This is a genomic window from Vibrio sp. JC009 (genome assembly GCF_029016485.1).
Lineage (GTDB): Bacteria > Pseudomonadota > Gammaproteobacteria > Enterobacterales > Vibrionaceae > Vibrio.
In genome coordinates, this window is sequence record NZ_CP092106.1 from 2234903 (window position 1) to 2252834 (window position 17932).

Consider the following 17932-nt stretch of genomic DNA (forward strand, 5'->3'; position numbering starts at 1 on the left):
TAATGTCTCTTAGTGACCTTCAAATTCACAGATACTGTAAACGTTAAGGCCAAGACTTTCCAGACGCTTGTCACCACCAATTTCAGGCAGATTAATAACAAACGCAGCGTGTTCCACTTCACCGCCCAACTGACGAATCAGTTTGGTTGTCGCTTCGATAGTACCGCCGGTTGCCAGAAGGTCATCAACCATGATCACTTTGTCGCCTTCTTCGATTGCATCGACATGGATTTCAAGCGTATCCATGCCGTATTCCAGCTCATATGATTCTGCCACTGTTTCACGCGGCAGTTTGCCCGGCTTACGAACAGGAACAAAGCCCAGTCCCAACTCAAGAGCCAGCGGAGCACCGAATAGAAAGCCTCGTGCTTCAGTACCGACAACTTTTGTAAAGCCGTGGTCTTTGTATCTTTCAACAAGCAATTTAATCGTTGCCTGGTAAGCCTCTGAGTCTTCCATCAGGCTGGTCACATCGCGGAACAGGATGCCTGGTTTTGGATAATCCTGGATTGATTTAATGCTTGATTTAATTAATGAAATTTTGTCTGTAGTCATAATCTTAAAAAGTAACGTATTAAGCTTGCATTTCTCTACCTGATACCACTTTATATTTAGTTATACCAATTCCGGTAATTATCCAGGTCAACAAGCATTGCTAAACCGCGCCAAAGCCTATGTGATAGCCCACATACCAAGCGCAGAAAATAAAGCCCATCCTAAGAAGAATGGGCGCACTTCCCGCACATGTTAGTGACTTTCTGAATAATGAGCAACCTCGTTGGAGAACGCAAACGTTCAAATGGGCTCTGAGGCACGAAAATGAGAACTGAGTGGTTAAGAATCCTTCTTTCTCAGTTTAGTAAAGGGCGAATATCCAGTGAGAAGTGGCTAACCCCGATATTGGCAAGGTTCAGTTTTCCGCCCTGGTAGACCCTGAAATCTGTAACCTCAACTTTGTCCGCAACACCTTCACCCAGTCTGTTACCGGCATGAATCCGCACACTGTTTTTACCTTCGGTCCAGATAGCATCCAGACCCGCAGGCAGTATCTTTGCCGTGCCGTCGGTCATATCAATAATGCCGACCATGCCCGAAACAGAGCCGTTGGCACCCAGGCATTCAATCCCTTTCTCTACGTTAACAACAAACTCTTTTAACTTATCTACCCGCATCGTCTGATTTCTCAGGCTGTCATTGAACAGTGCCCTGACCAGAAGCGAAGCGGCGACACCACACTCATCATTAGATGAAGAGTCGATAATATAGAAAGCAAATTGCCCCTGAACCAGCCAGGCATAATCAAAAACCAGAGGCATGGATTCAGATGACTGGAGCAAATTGTAACTGCATGTCCAGTTGCCCTGCTTTGTATCTCTGTCGGGTAGCAGAGCCAGCAATAGCTCTCTTGCTGCACTCGGATTATCCTGCAGATGGTCAAGGTGCCAGTGAAGCTCTTTATCATCAGGAATATCCCCTTTTTCCCCCACACGGAACCACTGACTGCTAAAGTCCTTATTTGCGCAGGCACCTTTCGCCTCCTCCTCAAGTACATTGGAGATGGCTGAAATCAGGTTTTGTGGGACAGAAATCGGCTTAGAGAGGAAATCTTTGATGCCGAACTTGAGCGCTCTGGCTACATCGGACATATCTTCGGTAGCAGAAACCACTATCATAGGAATATCAGGATATTCCCAGCAGACTTCTTCCGCAAACTCGATACCATCCAGAATAGGCATAGACAGATCACAGAGGATAAGGTCCGGCACGTTACCCTTTAGCTTACGTAAAGCATCCAGGCCATGCTCGGCTTCAGAAACGGAATAGCCACTTTGTTTCAGCAGCGCAGTGATAAAATTACGGAAAATAGGATCGTCGTCTACCAGCAAAATACTCTGTTTAGCGACACTGGCCTTCTGCTCAATAACCAATGCCTCTGAATTGCTACTCGTCATAAAAACCTCGTGTATCAAAATCAGTAAAACAGAACTTTTACTTTCCCGACTTACCTATAAAAAGTAGCTCTGAAATGGAAATTATACAACATATAGATCTCCACGAAACAATTCTTATTCACAGTTTTATTATTATGCTGACTTTTTCACCACTCCAGGAAGACAATAGCAGAGCATTCAAAAAAAATTTAAAAACAACATCAATTTTTGATATTGAGCAACATACCCCTTAATAACTAGGTATAGATTGATGGAATCTGAATAAAAAAGTATCTGTTTTAATGAAACTTGACGATCTAAACCTTTTCAGGCTAGTTGTAGAAAACGGCAGTTATACTGCAACTTCAAGGAAAACCCTGATCCCAGTTGCGACAATCACCCGTCGTATTCAGGCATTGGAAGAAGCTCTTCACCTTCGACTTCTTAACCGTCATGCCCGTAAGCTGACTTTAACGGAAGCCGGTGAGCGCTTTTATCAGGAGTGCTCTCCCCTGTTAAAACGCCTTGCAGCAACAACTGAAGAAATCGCAGACGACTGTAAAGGGGCCGCGGGTAAGCTGAAAATTTCAGCTCCGTCGAACCTGACCAAACGCCTTATCCTTCCGATGCTGAACGAATTTATGGATCAGTATCCGGAGATCAGTATTGAACTGACAATGAGTAATCAGGCCGAAGATATGGATCCTACTGAGTGGGATATCATTTTCAGAGCCGGCCCTCAAAGAGACTCAAGCCTGATTGCGCGCAAAATCGACGAAGTAAAAGATGTGCTTGTCGCCAGCCCTGAATATCTGGCCAGCAATCCGACTCCTCTGACCCACGCCGATGATCTGTCAAAGCATGCGCTGCTTAAAGGCCATCCGCTTCTTAAGTGGAATCTGACCAACACCCGTGGTGAAGTGGTGGTAAACACGGATAAAGGCCGGTTTGAAGCAAACGCGTTAAACGTGGTGAGAAGGTCTGCGGCACACGGTCTGGGGATTACCCTGATGCCAGACATCATGCTGCAGGAGTATTTTGAACGGGGAACTTTGGTCAGAATTCTGGAAGACTGGAGTGCAAACCCGCGTGATATCTATATGCTTTATAACCACAAAGATCATCAGCCAGAAAAAGTGCGCCTTCTGATCGACTTTGTGACCCATTATCACGACAACAAGTAACCCCCCCCACCTCTCGTTCCCACGCAGAGCGCGGGAACAAGGTGAGGTGAGATTTCGGCGCTTAACAGCAATTAAGCCCCTTCGTTATACATTTCCAGGTTAGCAAGGTCCTGCTGAATATCTCTTTTCAGCTTTGCGTCATCGCTGCGCAGTTGCTCAAGGAAGTCCAGGTACGCCTGATTAATATCCCCTGTGACATACTCACCGTTAAATACGGAAGTTTCGAAAACAGAGATATCCTTGTTTCCTTCACCGACTGCAGAAACCAGATCTTCAAGAGTCTGGTAAATCAGGGCATCAGCACCAATGATTTTTGCAATTTCTTCCGGTTCACGGCCGTGAGCAATTAGCTCATTTGCCGAAGGCATATCGATACCGTATACGTTCGGGAAACGAATCTCAGGCGCAGCAGAAACCATATACACTTTATTTGCACCCGCTTCCCTTGCCATATCAATGATCTGCTCAGAAGTGGTACCACGAACAATAGAGTCATCAACCAGGAGAACATTCTTACCTTTAAACTCAGAGCGGATAGCATTCAGCTTGCGTCGAACCGACTTCTTACGCTGTTGCTGGCCCGGCATGATAAAGGTGCGGCCTACATAGCGGTTTTTAACGAAACCCTGTCTGTATGGCTTATCAATCACCTGAGCAATGCGCAGAGCAATATCGTTTGAGGTTTCAGGGATTGGAATAACTACGTCGATATCCAGATCGGAGTAATCATTCATAATTCTGTGTCCCAGTTTCACACCCATCTCAACACGAGCGGCGTAAACTGAAATCTTGTCGATAAATGAATCCGGACGAGCGAAGTAAACATACTCGAAAATACACGGATTTAGCTGAGGATTATCGGCACACTGCTGAGTAAACAGCTCACCGTCAAATGTGGCATAGATAGCTTCACCCGGTGCCACATCGCGAACAAAATCAAAGCCAACAGCATCCAGTGCAACAGATTCTGAAGCAACCATATATTCAAAACGGCCGTTAACTTCGCGCTTACCCAGGCAAAGAGGACGAATACCGTTAGGATCGCGGAATGCAATCATACCGTGGCCGATGATCATTGCCGCTACGGCGTATGCGCCCTTAACATTGCGGTGAACATTGGTTACTGCACGGAATACATCTTCAGAGGTCACGTTGCCTTTTACAGTATCAATTTCATGAGCCAGTACATTAAGCAGTACTTCTGAATCTGAAGTTGTATTGATATGACGGCGGTCTTTTTCAAACAACTTCTCTCTGATCTCATGCGCGTTAGTCAGGTTTCCGTTGTGAGCCAGAGTAATTCCGAATGGAGAGTTTACGTAGAATGGCTGAGCCTCAGAAGCGCTTGAGCTGCCCGCTGTCGGGTATCTTACGTGCCCGATACCTACGTTTCCCTGCAGGCGTTGCATGTGCTTTGCTTCAAATACATCCTTTACCAGACCGTTCGCCTTTCTCAGACGAAAACGATTGCTTTCTATGGTAACAATACCCGCGGCATCCTGGCCACGATGCTGCAGCACAGTCAAAGCATCATAAATTGACTGGTTTACAGGCCTTGTACCCACGATTCCAACAATACCACACATGTCCTAATCCTCGATAATAAGAGCTCTGGCATCAAGTGATGCCAGATATAAAGCTAGATGTTTCCTTTAAGTGTTCATAAAAAGGCGCAATGATCCGGCTAAATTCCGGTATAAGCGTCGAATCCTGCCACCAGTCTGTATTTGGAATTGTCGTAAAGGCGTCAACAAAAAAGAGTGTTGCAGCAACAATCAGCACGCCTCTCAAAGCACCGAATACCACTCCGAGTATCCTGTCTGTACCTGTCAGGCCGGTCTTTTGTACCAGCTGGGCAATAATGTAGTTTACCAGTGAGCCAACTATCAAAGTTGCTACCAGTAGCGCTATGGCTGCCGCTCCGTGCCGGAACAAGTCGTTATCTATCTTGGTAAAATAGACGGCTAATCTTTCGTAATACTGGTTCGAGATAAAAATAGCAGCTGCCCAGATAATCAGGGACAAAGCTTCCTTAACAAAACCACGTACTAAACTGATAAGAGCTGAAAGCCCCACCACTCCAATTATGACAAAATCAATCCAATTCATACTCTGTACAACTTAAAGTTGGCGCGCATTTTAACAGAAAATCGCGCGACGCAAACGTTTTCTTAAAGATTTAACGCGTTAAATTTGTGTAGTTGACCTTTTGAACCTGTAATTTTTTCAAGTTCAATAATCTGCTTTTCTAGTTTCGCCTTAGATACATCCGGCCCGACAATAACCCGGGTAAAGCCATTTTCCTTCTTGGTATGTGCACGATAGCCGCGTTTTTGCAGATCTTTTACCAGTGTTTCCGCATTGGCAGCATTCTTCAATGCCATCAACTGAATAATCCAGGCTTGCGACTGATATTCATTTTTTTCCTGAACCGGCTTCTCAGCAACAAGAATTTTTTCTTCACCCTTATCGTCGATGGTTTCAGTCACCACAACCGGAGACTCTGGCAGTTCAATTACCTCTTCCACAGGTTCAAGGACTTCGAAGGTCTCTGCAGAAGTCGCAATCTCTGGCTTAACCGGAATAGTTGCAAAATCTTCTTTATAGTGAAGCTTCTCACCATCCAGCACATCGGGAAGAACGATAATGCCCACCGCCGCAAGAATGATGGTACCAACCAGACGGCTTTGGAATTTACTTGCCACAGGCACTCCTCTGTAACTTCAGGTAAACCAGTATTTCAGCAACGGTATAAAACGAACCGGCAACAATAATAACCTCATCTTGCGGACATTTTACCAGAGCTTCTTTATAGGCGAGTGTCGGGGAGGTAAAGCATTTCACCTCACTGCCACTAACGTGAGGCTTTAAAGCCTCAGCAGAGGCCGCTCTCGGACCGTCAAGAGAGCCCAGATACCAGAAATCAACAATCTCACTCAGCTCAGAAATCGTGGCACCGATATCCTTGTCTTCCAACATACCCAGCACACAATGAATACGTTTATCCGCATAGCGCTGCTTTAGCTGAGAAACAAGATAGGCCGCAGACTGTGGATTATGGGCCACATCCAGGATAATCACAGGTGCATCAGAAACTTTCTGCATCCGGCCGGACAGCTTCGCATTATTCAGGCCGTTCACCACGTTGATATCCGTGATTTCAAGCCCCGATACACCTAAAGCCATCAATGCTGTTGCCGCATTCGGCAGTGGCAGTGACGGTTTCGGTAAATCAGTCATATCAAACGCACCGCTTTGCCAGTCCCAGCTATCACCTTTATCGGTGTAAGTGTAACCATAGCCAACCTGATACAGCTTAGCGCCGATATCATCCGCGTGGGCGGCAACACTTGCCGGAGCATCAGGCTGCCCGCAGATTGCAGGTCTGTCAGCTCGGAAAATACCGGCTTTTTCGTAACCGATAACTTCGATATCGTCACCCAGCCAGTCAACATGGTCGATAGCCAGGCTGGTAATGACAGAAACATCGTGATCAACAATATTGGTGGCATCAAGACGTCCGCCAAGGCCGACTTCCAGCAGAACAACATCCACCTTCTCTTCCTGAAACAGTTTCAGCGCAGCCAGTGTACCGAACTCAAAAAAGCTCAGGCTGGTATCGCCTCTTTGCTCTTCAATAAAAGAGAAAGCACTGGAATGTCTGTCATCGGCCAGTATCTGACCGTTAACTCTGACACGTTCATTGTAGCGAATGAGATGAGGAGAGCTGTAAACACCGACTTTATAGCCAGCATCCAGCAGTATGGCTTCCATAATGGCACAGGTTGAACCTTTGCCATTGGTTCCTGCCACAGTGATAACTGTTGGGGCAGGCTTTCTTAGATTAGCTTTGTCAGCCACAACCTCCACCCGGTCCAGACCGAGATCAATTGCGCTGGTGTGAATATTTTCTAAATATTCAAGCCACATCGGCAGAGACGATGTGGCTTGAGGTATAAGATTGTTACTCATTAGGTAAAACCGTTCCAAATTGGTTACTAATGAATACTTTACTCTTTTTCTTCGGCAACTGGTACTTTGTATTCAGGTTCTTCAGTACTATCGCTCACAGACTCGACAGCTGGTGAGTCAATATTGGTCATTTTAGCAATCAAACCACCCACTTTATCGCGCATTTCGCGACGATCGACGATCATATCGATTGCACCATGCTCAAGAAGGAACTCACTACGCTGGAAGCCTTCCGGCAGATCTTCACGTACCGTCTGCTCAATAACGCGGCGACCGGCAAAACCAATCAGTGCATTAGGTTCACCAATGTTGATATCACCCAGCATTGCAAGGCTGGCAGAAACGCCACCCATTGTCGGATCTGTCATCACAGAGATAAACGGCAAACCTTTCTGAGTCAGTCGCTCCAGTGCTGCACTGGTTTTAGCCATCTGCATCAGCGACATCAGCGCTTCCTGCATTCGCGCACCACCACTTGCCGAGAAGCAGACAAGACCACAGTTGTTTTCCATCGCCGCTTCTACCGCTTTTACAAAACGGGCACCCACAACAGAACCCATAGAGCCGCCCATAAATGAGAACTCAAAGGCACACGCTACCAGAGGAATACCAAGCAGCTCGCCCTGCATAACCACAAGCGCATCTTTCTCACCGCTGTTCTTCTGCGCAGCAACCAGACGATCTTTGTAACGCTTGGAGTCTTTAAACTTCAGTTTATCTTCCGGTTCCAGATCATTAGCCAGTTCTACACGGTTATTTTCATCCAGGAAGGTTTCCAGACGGCGACGCGCCTTCATTCGCATGTGGTGACCACATTTAGGACAAACCTCCAGGTTACGCTCCAACTCTGCGTGATACAGAACCTGTTCACAAGAGGTACATTTTGTCCAAACGCCTTCTGGGATAGAAGCTTTACGAGAACTTACAATACTGCTCTTTGTTAAAATTTTTTCAAGCCAGCTCATGGAAGACCTTTTTATCTGATTTTCCCCGCCCCGTGGTGAGGAATATGTACTATTCAATTTAAGCTGAGGGATTAAACCACAGATTATCCGATGTGTGGACAAAAAACTGGTTGTACCTATGCTTAGACTAGCAAACTATCATCGGAAATGTTCAAACATAGGGCGTGTTTATCTTTCATCGCCTAATAGCACCCTAACAATTTGAAAGCTTTTCAGAGTATTAGTTCAAATTATCTGGCAAAAATACCGGGCCAATCGGCTCTACCGGTAATTCAAATTCCTGCGGGTAATCCACATCGACCAGGTACAACCCGCCCGCTTTTGCTGTCGCACCGGCAAGATTCCTGTCTTTGGCTTCCAGCAGCCACTTAATCCACTCTGGGTTCTGGTCGCCCTGACCAACCACAATCAGGCTGCCTACAATATTACGGACCATATGGTGAACAAAGGCGTTTGCCTTGATATCTACAACAATGTAATGCCCCTGACGAATCACATTCAAATGCATGATATTTCGCCACGGACTTAAAGACTGACAGTGAGCTGCACGGAAGGAAGAGAAATCATTTTCACCAAGCAGGTACTGCCCTGCCTGATGCATTTTTTCGGCATCAAGCGGGTTGTGATAGTGACTAAGACCGGAAGACAGAATTCCCGGACGCAGTTTATTGTTGAAGATAATGTAGCGGTACCGGCGCGCTGTTGCTGAAAACCTGGCGTGAAAATCCTCAGGCACTTCCTTAGCCCAGCGAACCGCAATATCTTTCGGCATATTGGCATTAACGCCCATTGTCCACGCCACCAGCTTACGGTTAGAAGGCGTATCGAAGTGCACCACCTGCCCGGTTCCGTGCACACCGGCATCGGTTCTGCCTGCACACTGAACTTCTACCGGATGGTTGGCAACAATGGTGAGCGCTTTTTCCAGCTCTTCCTGGACACTATTAGCATGGCTCTGTCTCTGCCAGCCTGAATAGTTGGTGCCGTTATATTCAACGCCTAGTGCAATTCGCATACTTATCTACTCGGAGTTTTAGGGGAGGGAGAGTATATACCCAATGGGAGGATCAATAAACGCCAACTTACCTGTGATTTCAAGGCATGACGGTGCTGGCTACCGTGACAATAACAAAAAGTAAGCGAAGCTAAACGTTGTCATTCCGGAAGTTGCAAAACTATCCGGAATCTACTTGCAGCGCGTTGTCAGTCTCGGATAAACCATTAACTCTACAACACCCGGTGAGCAGATCCCGGATATTGCTTTGCAATTCCGGGATGACGGAGCCGTCCCCCCGGCTACCGTGGCTATAAATGATGGACGTTTTACGACTGACTGTTTAACTTATCAATCAGCGCCTTCGCTTCCTGGCGGGTGGCGTCTTCGCCATAAACAATCGCTTCCTCAAGCAGCTTAATCGCGCCCTCTGTATCGTTCATTTCAATATAGATTTTCGCCAGATCCAGCTTACCTGCAGCTTCGCCGCCGGAATCCACATCAAACTGCTCTATATCACCAATAACGTCCGGGAACTCATTCAGGCCCACATCTAGGTTAAGATCCTCTTCATCAGGGTCCGTGTCATTCTCAGAGCCTTCAACCTGCGCCATCAGCTCTTCAACGCTCATAAACTGGCTGTCTGATTTCTCAAGTTCATCAACACTTGGCTGGTTGCCCCAATCCTCAGCGGTTATCTGAGGCTCTTCTGATTCAGCGCCCCAGATAGCCTGCTGGTCTTCAGGCACCTCTGCTGAGATTTCTGCCTGCTGCTCTTCGGAAAGATTAAAGCCGTTCCAGTCCTCTCCCATCTCCAGCATGGCATTGAGATCCATACCGGCGCTATCAATGGTTTCACTATCCAGCTCCTGAGGTGCTAATGGTGAAGCTTCTGCTGCCGGCTCGTCATTTAGCAACTCATCCATAACCGCTGGGTCTTCAAGCGGGTGAGTTTCTACCTCGGCAAGAAGTTCATCCAGTTCACTGAAAGCCTGCTCATCAAACGCATCATCATCAACAGAGACGTCATCCTGCGGTTCATCAGGTTCAGCTTCGGTTTCCGGAACGGATGGCAACTCAGGCTCATCTACTGCACTATCAAGCGCAGTAAACTCATCAAACTCACCTAAATCTTCATCACTGATTTCCAGCAACTCATCCAGCTCAGTTTCTGCCTCTGGCGGTGAAAGCTCTTCAGCCTCATCTTCCGCTGCCGCTTCCAGAGCTGAAAGCTCGTCAAACTCGCCAAGGTCGTCATCGCTGATTTCCAGCAATTCATCCAGCTCAGCTCCGCTCTCCGGCAATAAAAGCTCTTCACTCTCTTCTGCTGCTGCCGCCTCCAGAGCTGACAACTCATCAAACTCACCAAGATCGTCATCACTGATTTCCAGCAGTTCATCTAACTCAGCTTCCGTTTCCGGCAGTGAAAGCTCTTCACTCTCTGCTTCTGCCGCCGCTTCCAGAGCTGATAGCTCATCAAACTCGCCAAGATCATCATCGCTGATTTCCAGCAGTTCATCTAACTCAGCTTCCGGCTCCGGTAGTGAAAGGTCTTCACCCTCTTCTTCAACTGCATCAAGAGCGGCAGACTCGTCAAATTCACCCAGATCTTCATCACTGACTTCTATCAGCTCTTCATCTGTTTCCTGAACAGTCTGCGGTTCTGACTCAGCCTGATGGCGTTGCTCCTCATGATGCTCAAGGTTTTCAGAAATCAGCTCTTCAAAGTCTGCCTCTTCTTCGAGACCATCAATTTCATCATCAGCAATTTCAGCCAGCTCATCCACCTGAGATTCCAGCTCTGCCACTTCATCACTCAGGTTTTCAGAAACAAACTCTTCAAATGCAGCCTGATCATCAGCAAGGTCTATTTCATCATCGGCAACTTCTGCCAACGCATCGGTCTGAGACTGCTGCTCAGCAGCATCATCCAGGCTTTCAGAAATGAACTCATCAACCTGACTAGCTTGATCATCGACTGCTGCTAGCTCATCAGCCTGAGTTTCTGGCTCTGCTACTTCACCCTGACCTTCAGAGATGAACTCATCAAATGCGACAGGCTCATCAGGTAAACCAAGATCATCATCGCCAACAGCCGCCAGTTCATCAGCCTGAATTTCAGGCTCAGTTACTTCATCCTGCTCTTGAGAAACAAGTTCTTCAAATGCGCCAGTTTCCTCAAGATCAATTGCATCAAGGTTATCACCGGCGATTTCTTCCGGTTGCGTAGCAGCCTCTTCCGCTGGAGCTAACTCTTCCTCTTGCTGATCCATGCTTTCAGCAAGAATATCTTCAAATGCGGCTGGCTCCTCATTTAGCTCTTCATCAACAAGCCAGTCTTCATCCTGCGGTACACCAAATTCGTTTGCCAGATCCTCAGCGCTGCTTACCGCTTCAGCACTCTGTTCCGGCTCTGCTTGCTCAGTTTCAGCTAAGGCTTCCGGTTCTTGCTCCGGGTATTCTGCTGCTTCAATCTCGGGTGAAAAATCAAACTCACTTTCAGAATCTGCTTCATCAAAACCTTCCAGCAGAACATCCGGGATATCTGAATCATCTTTACTCAGTTCACTGATCTCTGACGCAGCGATATCATTGGTTATATGCGGCTCATCGTCCGCAGCAAAGTCTTCATCTTCCAGTAATTCATCCAGCAGCTCTGTGCTGTTTTCGTCCAGTTCAATCTCATCAGAATCAGAAAGCAGACTGTCATCAACCAATTCGTCCAGCAACGCGGTGCTGTCACTGTCCAGATCAATTAACTCTTCATCCTCGTCATCATCACCCAGAAGTTCATCCAGCAACTCGGTTGTATCATCGGTGATTTCAGGAATGCTATCCGAGCTGTCTTCGCTCTCTACAATTTCATCGAGCAGCGCCGTGCTGTCTTCACTCAGGTCAAAATCACCAAGATCAGGCTCATCATCCTCAATCAGCTCATCAAGCAGTTCTGTGCTGTTTTCATCAAACTCCGGAAGCGTTTCATCACTTTCAAAGTCATCTTCAATCAGCTCATCCAGAAGCTCAGTGCTTTCATCAGCTACAAGGTCAATATCATCTGTTTCGGCCAGTTCTGATGGCTCGTCTAAGTTGAACTCACTATCGTCCGGAGCTTCGTCATCTGAATCAAACTCAGCAAGCAAATCATTGATATCTTCATCGTTCAGAACCGGTTCACCGGAATCGGCATCTTCGGACAGTTCAAACTCAGACTCATCCATCGGCTCGTCAGTCAGAAGAGAATCAAAGTCTAAACCGTTCTGATCAAGGTTATCGTCATCCGCACCTTCTTCTGTTGTCTGGTTGAACAGGTCATCCAGCATTGACTGATCCAGCTCATCGGCATCCAGCGCTTCGTTAGGATCATCTTCAGCCAGCAAATTATTCAGCTCATCCTGAGAAATCTCATCATCATCAGCCAGGTCAAAGTCATCCGCAGCCGCCTCTGTAGTTTCAGACTCAGGAACGCCTTCATCCAGTGCTCTTTCCATCTCTTCAAGGCTGAGAGCTTTGTCATCTCCGTCCACAGAGATACCGTTAGAGCTGGCTTCCGGCGCGTCGGTCTCTTCGCTTAACTCGCCGTTATCATCAATGCTTGCAAATGGATCGTCACCTTCGCTTTCACCCTCATCCAGATTGAAGTCCAGATCGCTGTCATCAAGGTTGGCAAAGATATCGCTCTCTTCATCACCGCCACTGTCTTCAACATCAAAGATGTTCTCTTCGGACTCTTCACCAAACAGGTCATCTTCAATGTTCAGATCATCATCCAGATCGGCATCCAGATTAATTTCCTGGACATCTTCGTCCTCTGTCAAGTCAATCACCGGTGATTCATCAACCTGAGCAACTGCTTCTTCCGAACCTCTTCTGCGGGTCATAAACAGAACGATCGCCAGAACAAGAAGCGAGCCAGGGATAAGTGCCAGCAAGGCAACAAAGAGTTTGTTTTCAATCAGCAGGTCAATCTGGCTTGGCTGCATCGCTTCAAACTCAGCTTGCTTTACCCGCTCCTCTTCAAGCAGCTTTTCTACTTCCGAGCGGATTCTGCTCTCGTCACCAAGTTCTTCCTTAAGATCGCCCACCTCTCCCTGGAGCTCGGAAAGCATCAGACGCAGTTTGTGGTTTTTCTCTTCCAGTGCAATCAGCTCACCTTCAGAGGCCGTCAGCTTATCTTTAAGATTTCTTACCGCTTTTTCCTCAGTCGCCGGTTTTGGCGCTTGCGTTTTTGTCTCTGCGGTTTCTGTTGTTGCCGGTTTTATTTCCGCTGCTGGTTTCTCCGGCTGGCTTTCAGGCTGAGGTGCCGGTTGTGGCGTTGGTCTGGCCGCTGGTTGAGCTTGCGGAGCAGGAGCGGCTTGTTGTCCCGTTTTTTGCTGATGTTGCTCAAGAATTCTTCTTGCCGCTTCTGTGCTTTCGGCCTGTACCTGAGCCAATGACGGCACCCGCAGACGGCTACCCGGAATCAGCTCGTGAATATTTTGGTTGTCAAAGGCCTGCGGGTTTAAGCGGTAAATGGCTAACAGAGTCTGCTGAATGCTCAATGCATTGGATGGTCTTAGCCGGGTTGCGATAGACCAAAGGGTTTCGTCAGCGCGGGTTGGACCGTAAGTATTGCTGGAAGGGACAGCTGTCGTTGTTGTGTTACGAACTATTGGCTGAGAATATTGTGGTGCTGACTGAATATTTCCGTCCGGGCCTACCAGGCGAATAGTTTCCGCGCCAACACTCTGAATTTGAGTTGTCAGTAAAATCGCTAAAGGCGTAATAAAGCGCTTTAGAATATGATGCATATAAAGACTCGGTACTGTACTTTTATTAAAAATTCTTTGATCTGCTAAATATATCGGAATGAAGAAGGAAAACTATAGTAATACAGAGAAAAATTGCTGCCTTATGACAATTATTTTGTTTTTTGCATTGAATTTCACAGGTTCAGATAAAAAAGAAGCTCCCAGGAGGAAGCTTCGCATTAGTATTCTCTTTGATTGAATTTGCTATCAGAAGTAGTCTCTGATTAAAACTTCAGCAATCTGGACTGCGTTGGTTGCCGCGCCTTTGCGCACATTATCGGCAACCACCCAGAGGTTAATTCCGCTGTGATGGCTGATATCATTCCGGATACGGCCAACCATTACTGAATCTTTACCACCGGCATCACGTACCTGAGTCGGGAAATCTTCTCCGTGGAAAACTTCAATACCTTCTGTCTGCTCAAGCATCTGAGCAACCTGCTCTGCATCAATTGGCGACTGAGTTTCAATATGAACCGCTTCTGCATGTCCGTAGAAAACCGGCACACGTACACAAGTCGGGTTAACCATAATTGCAGAATCGTTAAAGATTTTCTGGGTTTCCCAGACCATCTTCATCTCTTCTTTGGTGTAACCGTTGTCCATAAACTGGTCGATTTGCGGAATACAGTTAAAGGCGATCTGCTGGCTGAACTTTTCAGGTTCAGCCGGTCTGCCGTTCAGCAGTTTTGCGGTCTGACCTGCCAGTTCATCAATACCAGATTTACCGGCACCGGAAACAGACTGATAAGTGGAAACATTGATTCGCTCAATGCCTACTGCATCGTAGATAGGCTTCAGTGCCACCAGCATCTGAATAGTTGAGCAGTTCGGGTTGGCGATAATATTACGGTTACGGAATTCAGCGACGGCTTCAGGGTTCACTTCCGGCACCACAAGCGGGATATCGTAGTCGTAGCGGAACTGTGAAGTGTTGTCGATAACCACAACGCCTTCATCAGCGGCAATCGGAGCCCACTTTTCAGACAGCTCACCGCCGGCTGAAAACAGGGCGATATGGCACTGAGACCAGTCAAAGTCTTCTACGTTCTGCACTTTCACTGTTTTGCCGTTAAAACGGTAGGTTTTCCCTTCGCTGCGCTCGCTTGCCAGAAGAAACAGTTCTCCAACCGGAAACTTTCTCTCCTGCAGCACTTCTAGCATGGTTTCACCAACCGCTCCGGTTGCACCAAATATCGCAACATTGAATTCCTGGCTCATAATCTAATTAACCTCAATCTGAAAACCTAACTTAGCTAACGGTGATAAATTGCACTCTTCATCACCCACTAACCGAATTGCGCTATATTCGCGTCTGTCCCAGTAGTTTTTACGCATTTCATCAAATACGCCCTCTGGCCCAATTTTACGGCGGAAAATAGCATCATCATGGCGCACATCATAAATCAACTGGATAAGATTGTGCAGCGTCGCCTCACTCCAGGCTCTGTCCAGTCTGACTTCCGGGATTGGCGCGACCGGAAGTAAATCGGCAGCATTTGCACGCTCTTCCCGCGCAAGGAACTCACAGAAGAAGTTGAATATCATGGTGGTTCCGCGCGCTTTGCCTTCCAGCCCGTACCCTGCAATATGCGGGGTGGCGAAGTCTAGCAAAGGTAACAGCTCCATATCAACCACTGGTTCGTGCTCGAACACATCCAGAGAAGCACTAAAACCATCACCTTTCTGCAATCTTGCTTTTAGTGCCTGATTGTCTACAACCGGGCCTCTGGCTGCATTAATCAGGATCTGGTCGCTGCGAAGCTTATTTAATCTGTCTTCATCCAGCAGATGATAAGTCGGGAAATCACCATCACGGGTAATCGGCGTATGCAGGGTGACCACATCAGCTTGTTCCAGCAGTTCTTCAAGCTCTGTAAATTCCCGCGTGTCGCCTTCTCTCTGCTTTGGCGGATCATTAAGAAGCACTTTTATTCCTATGCCACTCAAACATTCAGACAGATAAGTGCCAACCTGACCGGCACCTATAATTCCCACTGTTTTATCAAAAATTGAGAAGCCTCTTTGCTGAGCAAGCACCATGAGTACGCTGATAACATATTCGGCTACACCCACTTTGTTACACCCCGGAGCTGCGGTAAAGAAGATGCCTTTTTCTTTCAACAAGCTCTGATCAACATGGTCCATACCGGCCGTGGCGGTACCGACGAACTTTAACTTGTTTGCAGAGGTCAAAAGCTCTTTATTCACCTTTGTCACCGAGCGGATCATCAACGCATCAATATCGGTCAGATCTTCAGCAGTAATGGCTCGCCCTGCTTTGGTGACAACTTCACCTAACTGGCTAAACAGCGCCTTCGCATAGGGCATGGCTTCATCAATTAGAATTTTCATTTGAGGGGAAACTTCCGTTATTCTTGTGGTAATAGGAAACACCTCTCGTTCCCACGCTCCAGCGTGGGAATGCATACCTTAGCTGAAGGAAGCATCAGAGGCATCCAGAATAGTACTCTTCTCCAGTTTCTTTACAAGCAGATATTCTGGTGTAGATACATCGAATATAAAAAGAAAAACACAAGAATTAGCAACAATATATGCTGACATATTGCCGAGGAGAGCAGGTTCAAGGCACTTGATTCCACAAAACGCTCAAGCCATCCCTGGGCGCTCAAACTTGCCCTTCCCTGGGCAAGTATGTTTGTTCCATCAAGTACCTTAAACCTGCTATTAAACTCCCCAGTATAAAAAACGCCCGGCTCTTAGGCCGGGCGTTCCATAATCAAAGAAGTAAAAATTAACCTTCGTACTTCTTAATAACCAGCGTAGCGTTAGTACCGCCGAAGCCGAAGCTGTTAGACATAACTGTCTTCAGTTCCTGATCGCGCTTCTCAGTAACAATGTCCAGACCCTGAGCTGCTTCATCAAGCGTTTCGATATTGATGCTTGGTGCAATAAAGCTGTTTTCCAGCATCAGTGCAGAGTAAATCGCTTCCTGAACACCAGCCGCGCCCAGTGAGTGACCTGTCATTGCTTTCGTTGCAGAGATAGCCGGGCTGTTGCCGCCAAAGACTTCCTGAATCGCTTCAAGCTCTTTACCGTCACCAACTGGTGTCGATGTACCGTGCGTGTTTACATAGTCAACACCGTCCACATCCTGCATCGCCATCTTCATACAGCGAACCGCACCTTCACCGGAAGGAACCGTCATATCGTAGCCATCAGAAGTTGCACCGTAACCTACAATCTCACCGTAGATTTTTGCACCACGTGCAAGAGCGTGCTCAAGCTCTTCAACAACAACCATACCGCCGCCGCCAGCGATAACAAAACCGTCACGGGTTGCATCGTAAGTACGAGAAGCTGTTTCAGGCGTATCGTTGTACTTAGTTGAAAGTGCACCCATGGCATCGAACATCATAGTCTGAGTCCAGTCCAGCTCTTCACCGCCACCCGCGAATACGACATCCTGCTTACCAAGCTGGATCAGTTCAAGCGCGTGACCAATACAGTGCGCAGAAGTTGCACATGCAGAGCTCATTGAGTAGTTCACACCGCGAATTTTAAATGGTGTAGCAAGACATGCAGAAACCGTAGAAGACATTGTACGAGGTACCATGTAAGGACCAACGCGACGAACGCCTTTCTCACGCATAATATCTACAGCCGCAGACTGGTTAAGTGCAGAAGCACCGCCTGAGCCCGCTACGATACCGGTACGCTCGTTTGAAACCTGATCTTCAGACAGACCAGCATCTTCAATTGCCTGCTCCATTGAAAGGTATGCATACGCAGCTGCATCACCCATGAAACGCATCTTCTTACGATCAATGTGCTCTGCCGGGTTGATTGTCGGCTGGCCCCATACCTGAGAGCGCAGTCCCATTTCTTTAAACTGCTCAGAGCCCGTAATGCCTGACTTACCCGCTTTTAGTGACTCCAGAACTTCTTCTACATTATTACCGATACTGGAAACAATACCCATTCCAGTGATGACAGCGCGTTTCATTTCACAATCCTATTAATATTAAAACCGTTAAATAATAACTAACTTAGCAGACAAAAGTGGTCAGCTTTCCTGTAAAACCGTACAATTCTGCACTATTAGTTACTTTTTCCCTGAAATTATTGACTCACATTC

Annotated in this window: 13 protein-coding genes; 1 reads left to right on the plus strand and 12 read right to left on the minus strand. The window is 47.2% G+C overall.

The annotated features are described in order from the left end of the window. Positions 1–9: 9 nt before the first annotated feature. On the minus strand, positions 10–555 hold the full coding sequence (gene apt / locus L3Q72_RS09960; protein WP_275129797.1) for an adenine phosphoribosyltransferase: 546 nt from the start codon (positions 553–555) through the stop codon (positions 10–12). Between the two features lie 296 nt (positions 556–851). Further along, on the minus strand, positions 852–1952 hold the full coding sequence (locus L3Q72_RS09965) for a response regulator (protein ID WP_275129798.1): 1101 nt from the start codon (positions 1950–1952) through the stop codon (positions 852–854). Between the two features lie 281 nt (positions 1953–2233). Here L3Q72_RS09965 and L3Q72_RS09970 point away from each other — a divergent pair, with 281 nt between their 5' ends. Beyond that, the gene (locus L3Q72_RS09970; RefSeq protein ID WP_275129799.1) at positions 2234–3115 is read left to right on the plus strand and encodes a LysR family transcriptional regulator; all 882 of its coding nucleotides are present in this window, start codon (positions 2234–2236) and stop codon (positions 3113–3115) included. A gap of 71 nt (positions 3116–3186) precedes the next feature. On the opposite strand, the gene purF is transcribed toward L3Q72_RS09970, so the two are convergent. The 10 genes from purF to fabB all read right to left on the minus strand — a co-directional run bounded on the left by purF (position 3187) and on the right by fabB (position 17800). After that, complete coding sequence (gene purF / locus L3Q72_RS09975) at positions 3187–4701, minus strand: amidophosphoribosyltransferase (RefSeq protein WP_275129800.1); 1515 nt, start codon at positions 4699–4701, stop codon at positions 3187–3189. Between the two features lie 31 nt (positions 4702–4732). Beyond that, on the minus strand, positions 4733–5224 hold the full coding sequence (locus L3Q72_RS09980) for a CvpA family protein (RefSeq protein WP_275129801.1): 492 nt from the start codon (positions 5222–5224) through the stop codon (positions 4733–4735). A gap of 62 nt (positions 5225–5286) precedes the next feature. Next, positions 5287–5820: an SPOR domain-containing protein gene (locus L3Q72_RS09985; RefSeq protein ID WP_275129802.1), complete on the minus strand. Its 534-nt coding sequence runs from the start codon at positions 5818–5820 to the stop codon at positions 5287–5289. After that, on the minus strand, positions 5810–7087 hold the full coding sequence (gene folC, locus L3Q72_RS09990) for a bifunctional tetrahydrofolate synthase/dihydrofolate synthase (protein WP_275129803.1): 1278 nt from the start codon (positions 7085–7087) through the stop codon (positions 5810–5812). Before folC ends, L3Q72_RS09985 begins: the two co-directional genes overlap by 11 nt. A 38-nt stretch (positions 7088–7125) precedes the next feature. Next, positions 7126–8052 carry an acetyl-CoA carboxylase, carboxyltransferase subunit beta gene (gene accD, locus L3Q72_RS09995; protein ID WP_275129804.1) on the minus strand — a complete coding sequence of 309 codons (927 nt, stop codon included), beginning with the start codon at positions 8050–8052 and terminating at the stop codon, positions 7126–7128. 220 nt (positions 8053–8272) lie between these two features. After that, positions 8273–9067 (minus strand): tRNA pseudouridine(38-40) synthase TruA, encoded by a 795-nt coding sequence (truA, locus tag L3Q72_RS10000; RefSeq protein ID WP_275129805.1) that lies wholly within the window; start codon positions 9065–9067, stop codon positions 8273–8275. A gap of 308 nt (positions 9068–9375) precedes the next feature. Beyond that, on the minus strand, positions 9376–13833 hold the full coding sequence (locus L3Q72_RS10005) for a FimV/HubP family polar landmark protein (protein WP_275129806.1): 4458 nt from the start codon (positions 13831–13833) through the stop codon (positions 9376–9378). Between the two features lie 207 nt (positions 13834–14040). Continuing rightward, positions 14041–15054, minus strand: a complete 1014-nt coding sequence (locus L3Q72_RS10010) for an aspartate-semialdehyde dehydrogenase (protein ID WP_275129807.1) — start codon at positions 15052–15054, stop codon at positions 14041–14043. Positions 15055–15057: 3 nt separating this feature from the next. Then, positions 15058–16188, minus strand: coding sequence for a 4-phosphoerythronate dehydrogenase (locus tag L3Q72_RS10015; RefSeq protein ID WP_275129808.1), 1131 nt, complete (start codon positions 16186–16188; stop codon positions 15058–15060). A gap of 400 nt (positions 16189–16588) precedes the next feature. Further along, positions 16589–17800, minus strand: coding sequence for a beta-ketoacyl-ACP synthase I (fabB, locus tag L3Q72_RS10020; RefSeq protein ID WP_275129809.1), 1212 nt, complete (start codon positions 17798–17800; stop codon positions 16589–16591). Between the last annotated feature and the right edge of the window lie 132 nt (positions 17801–17932).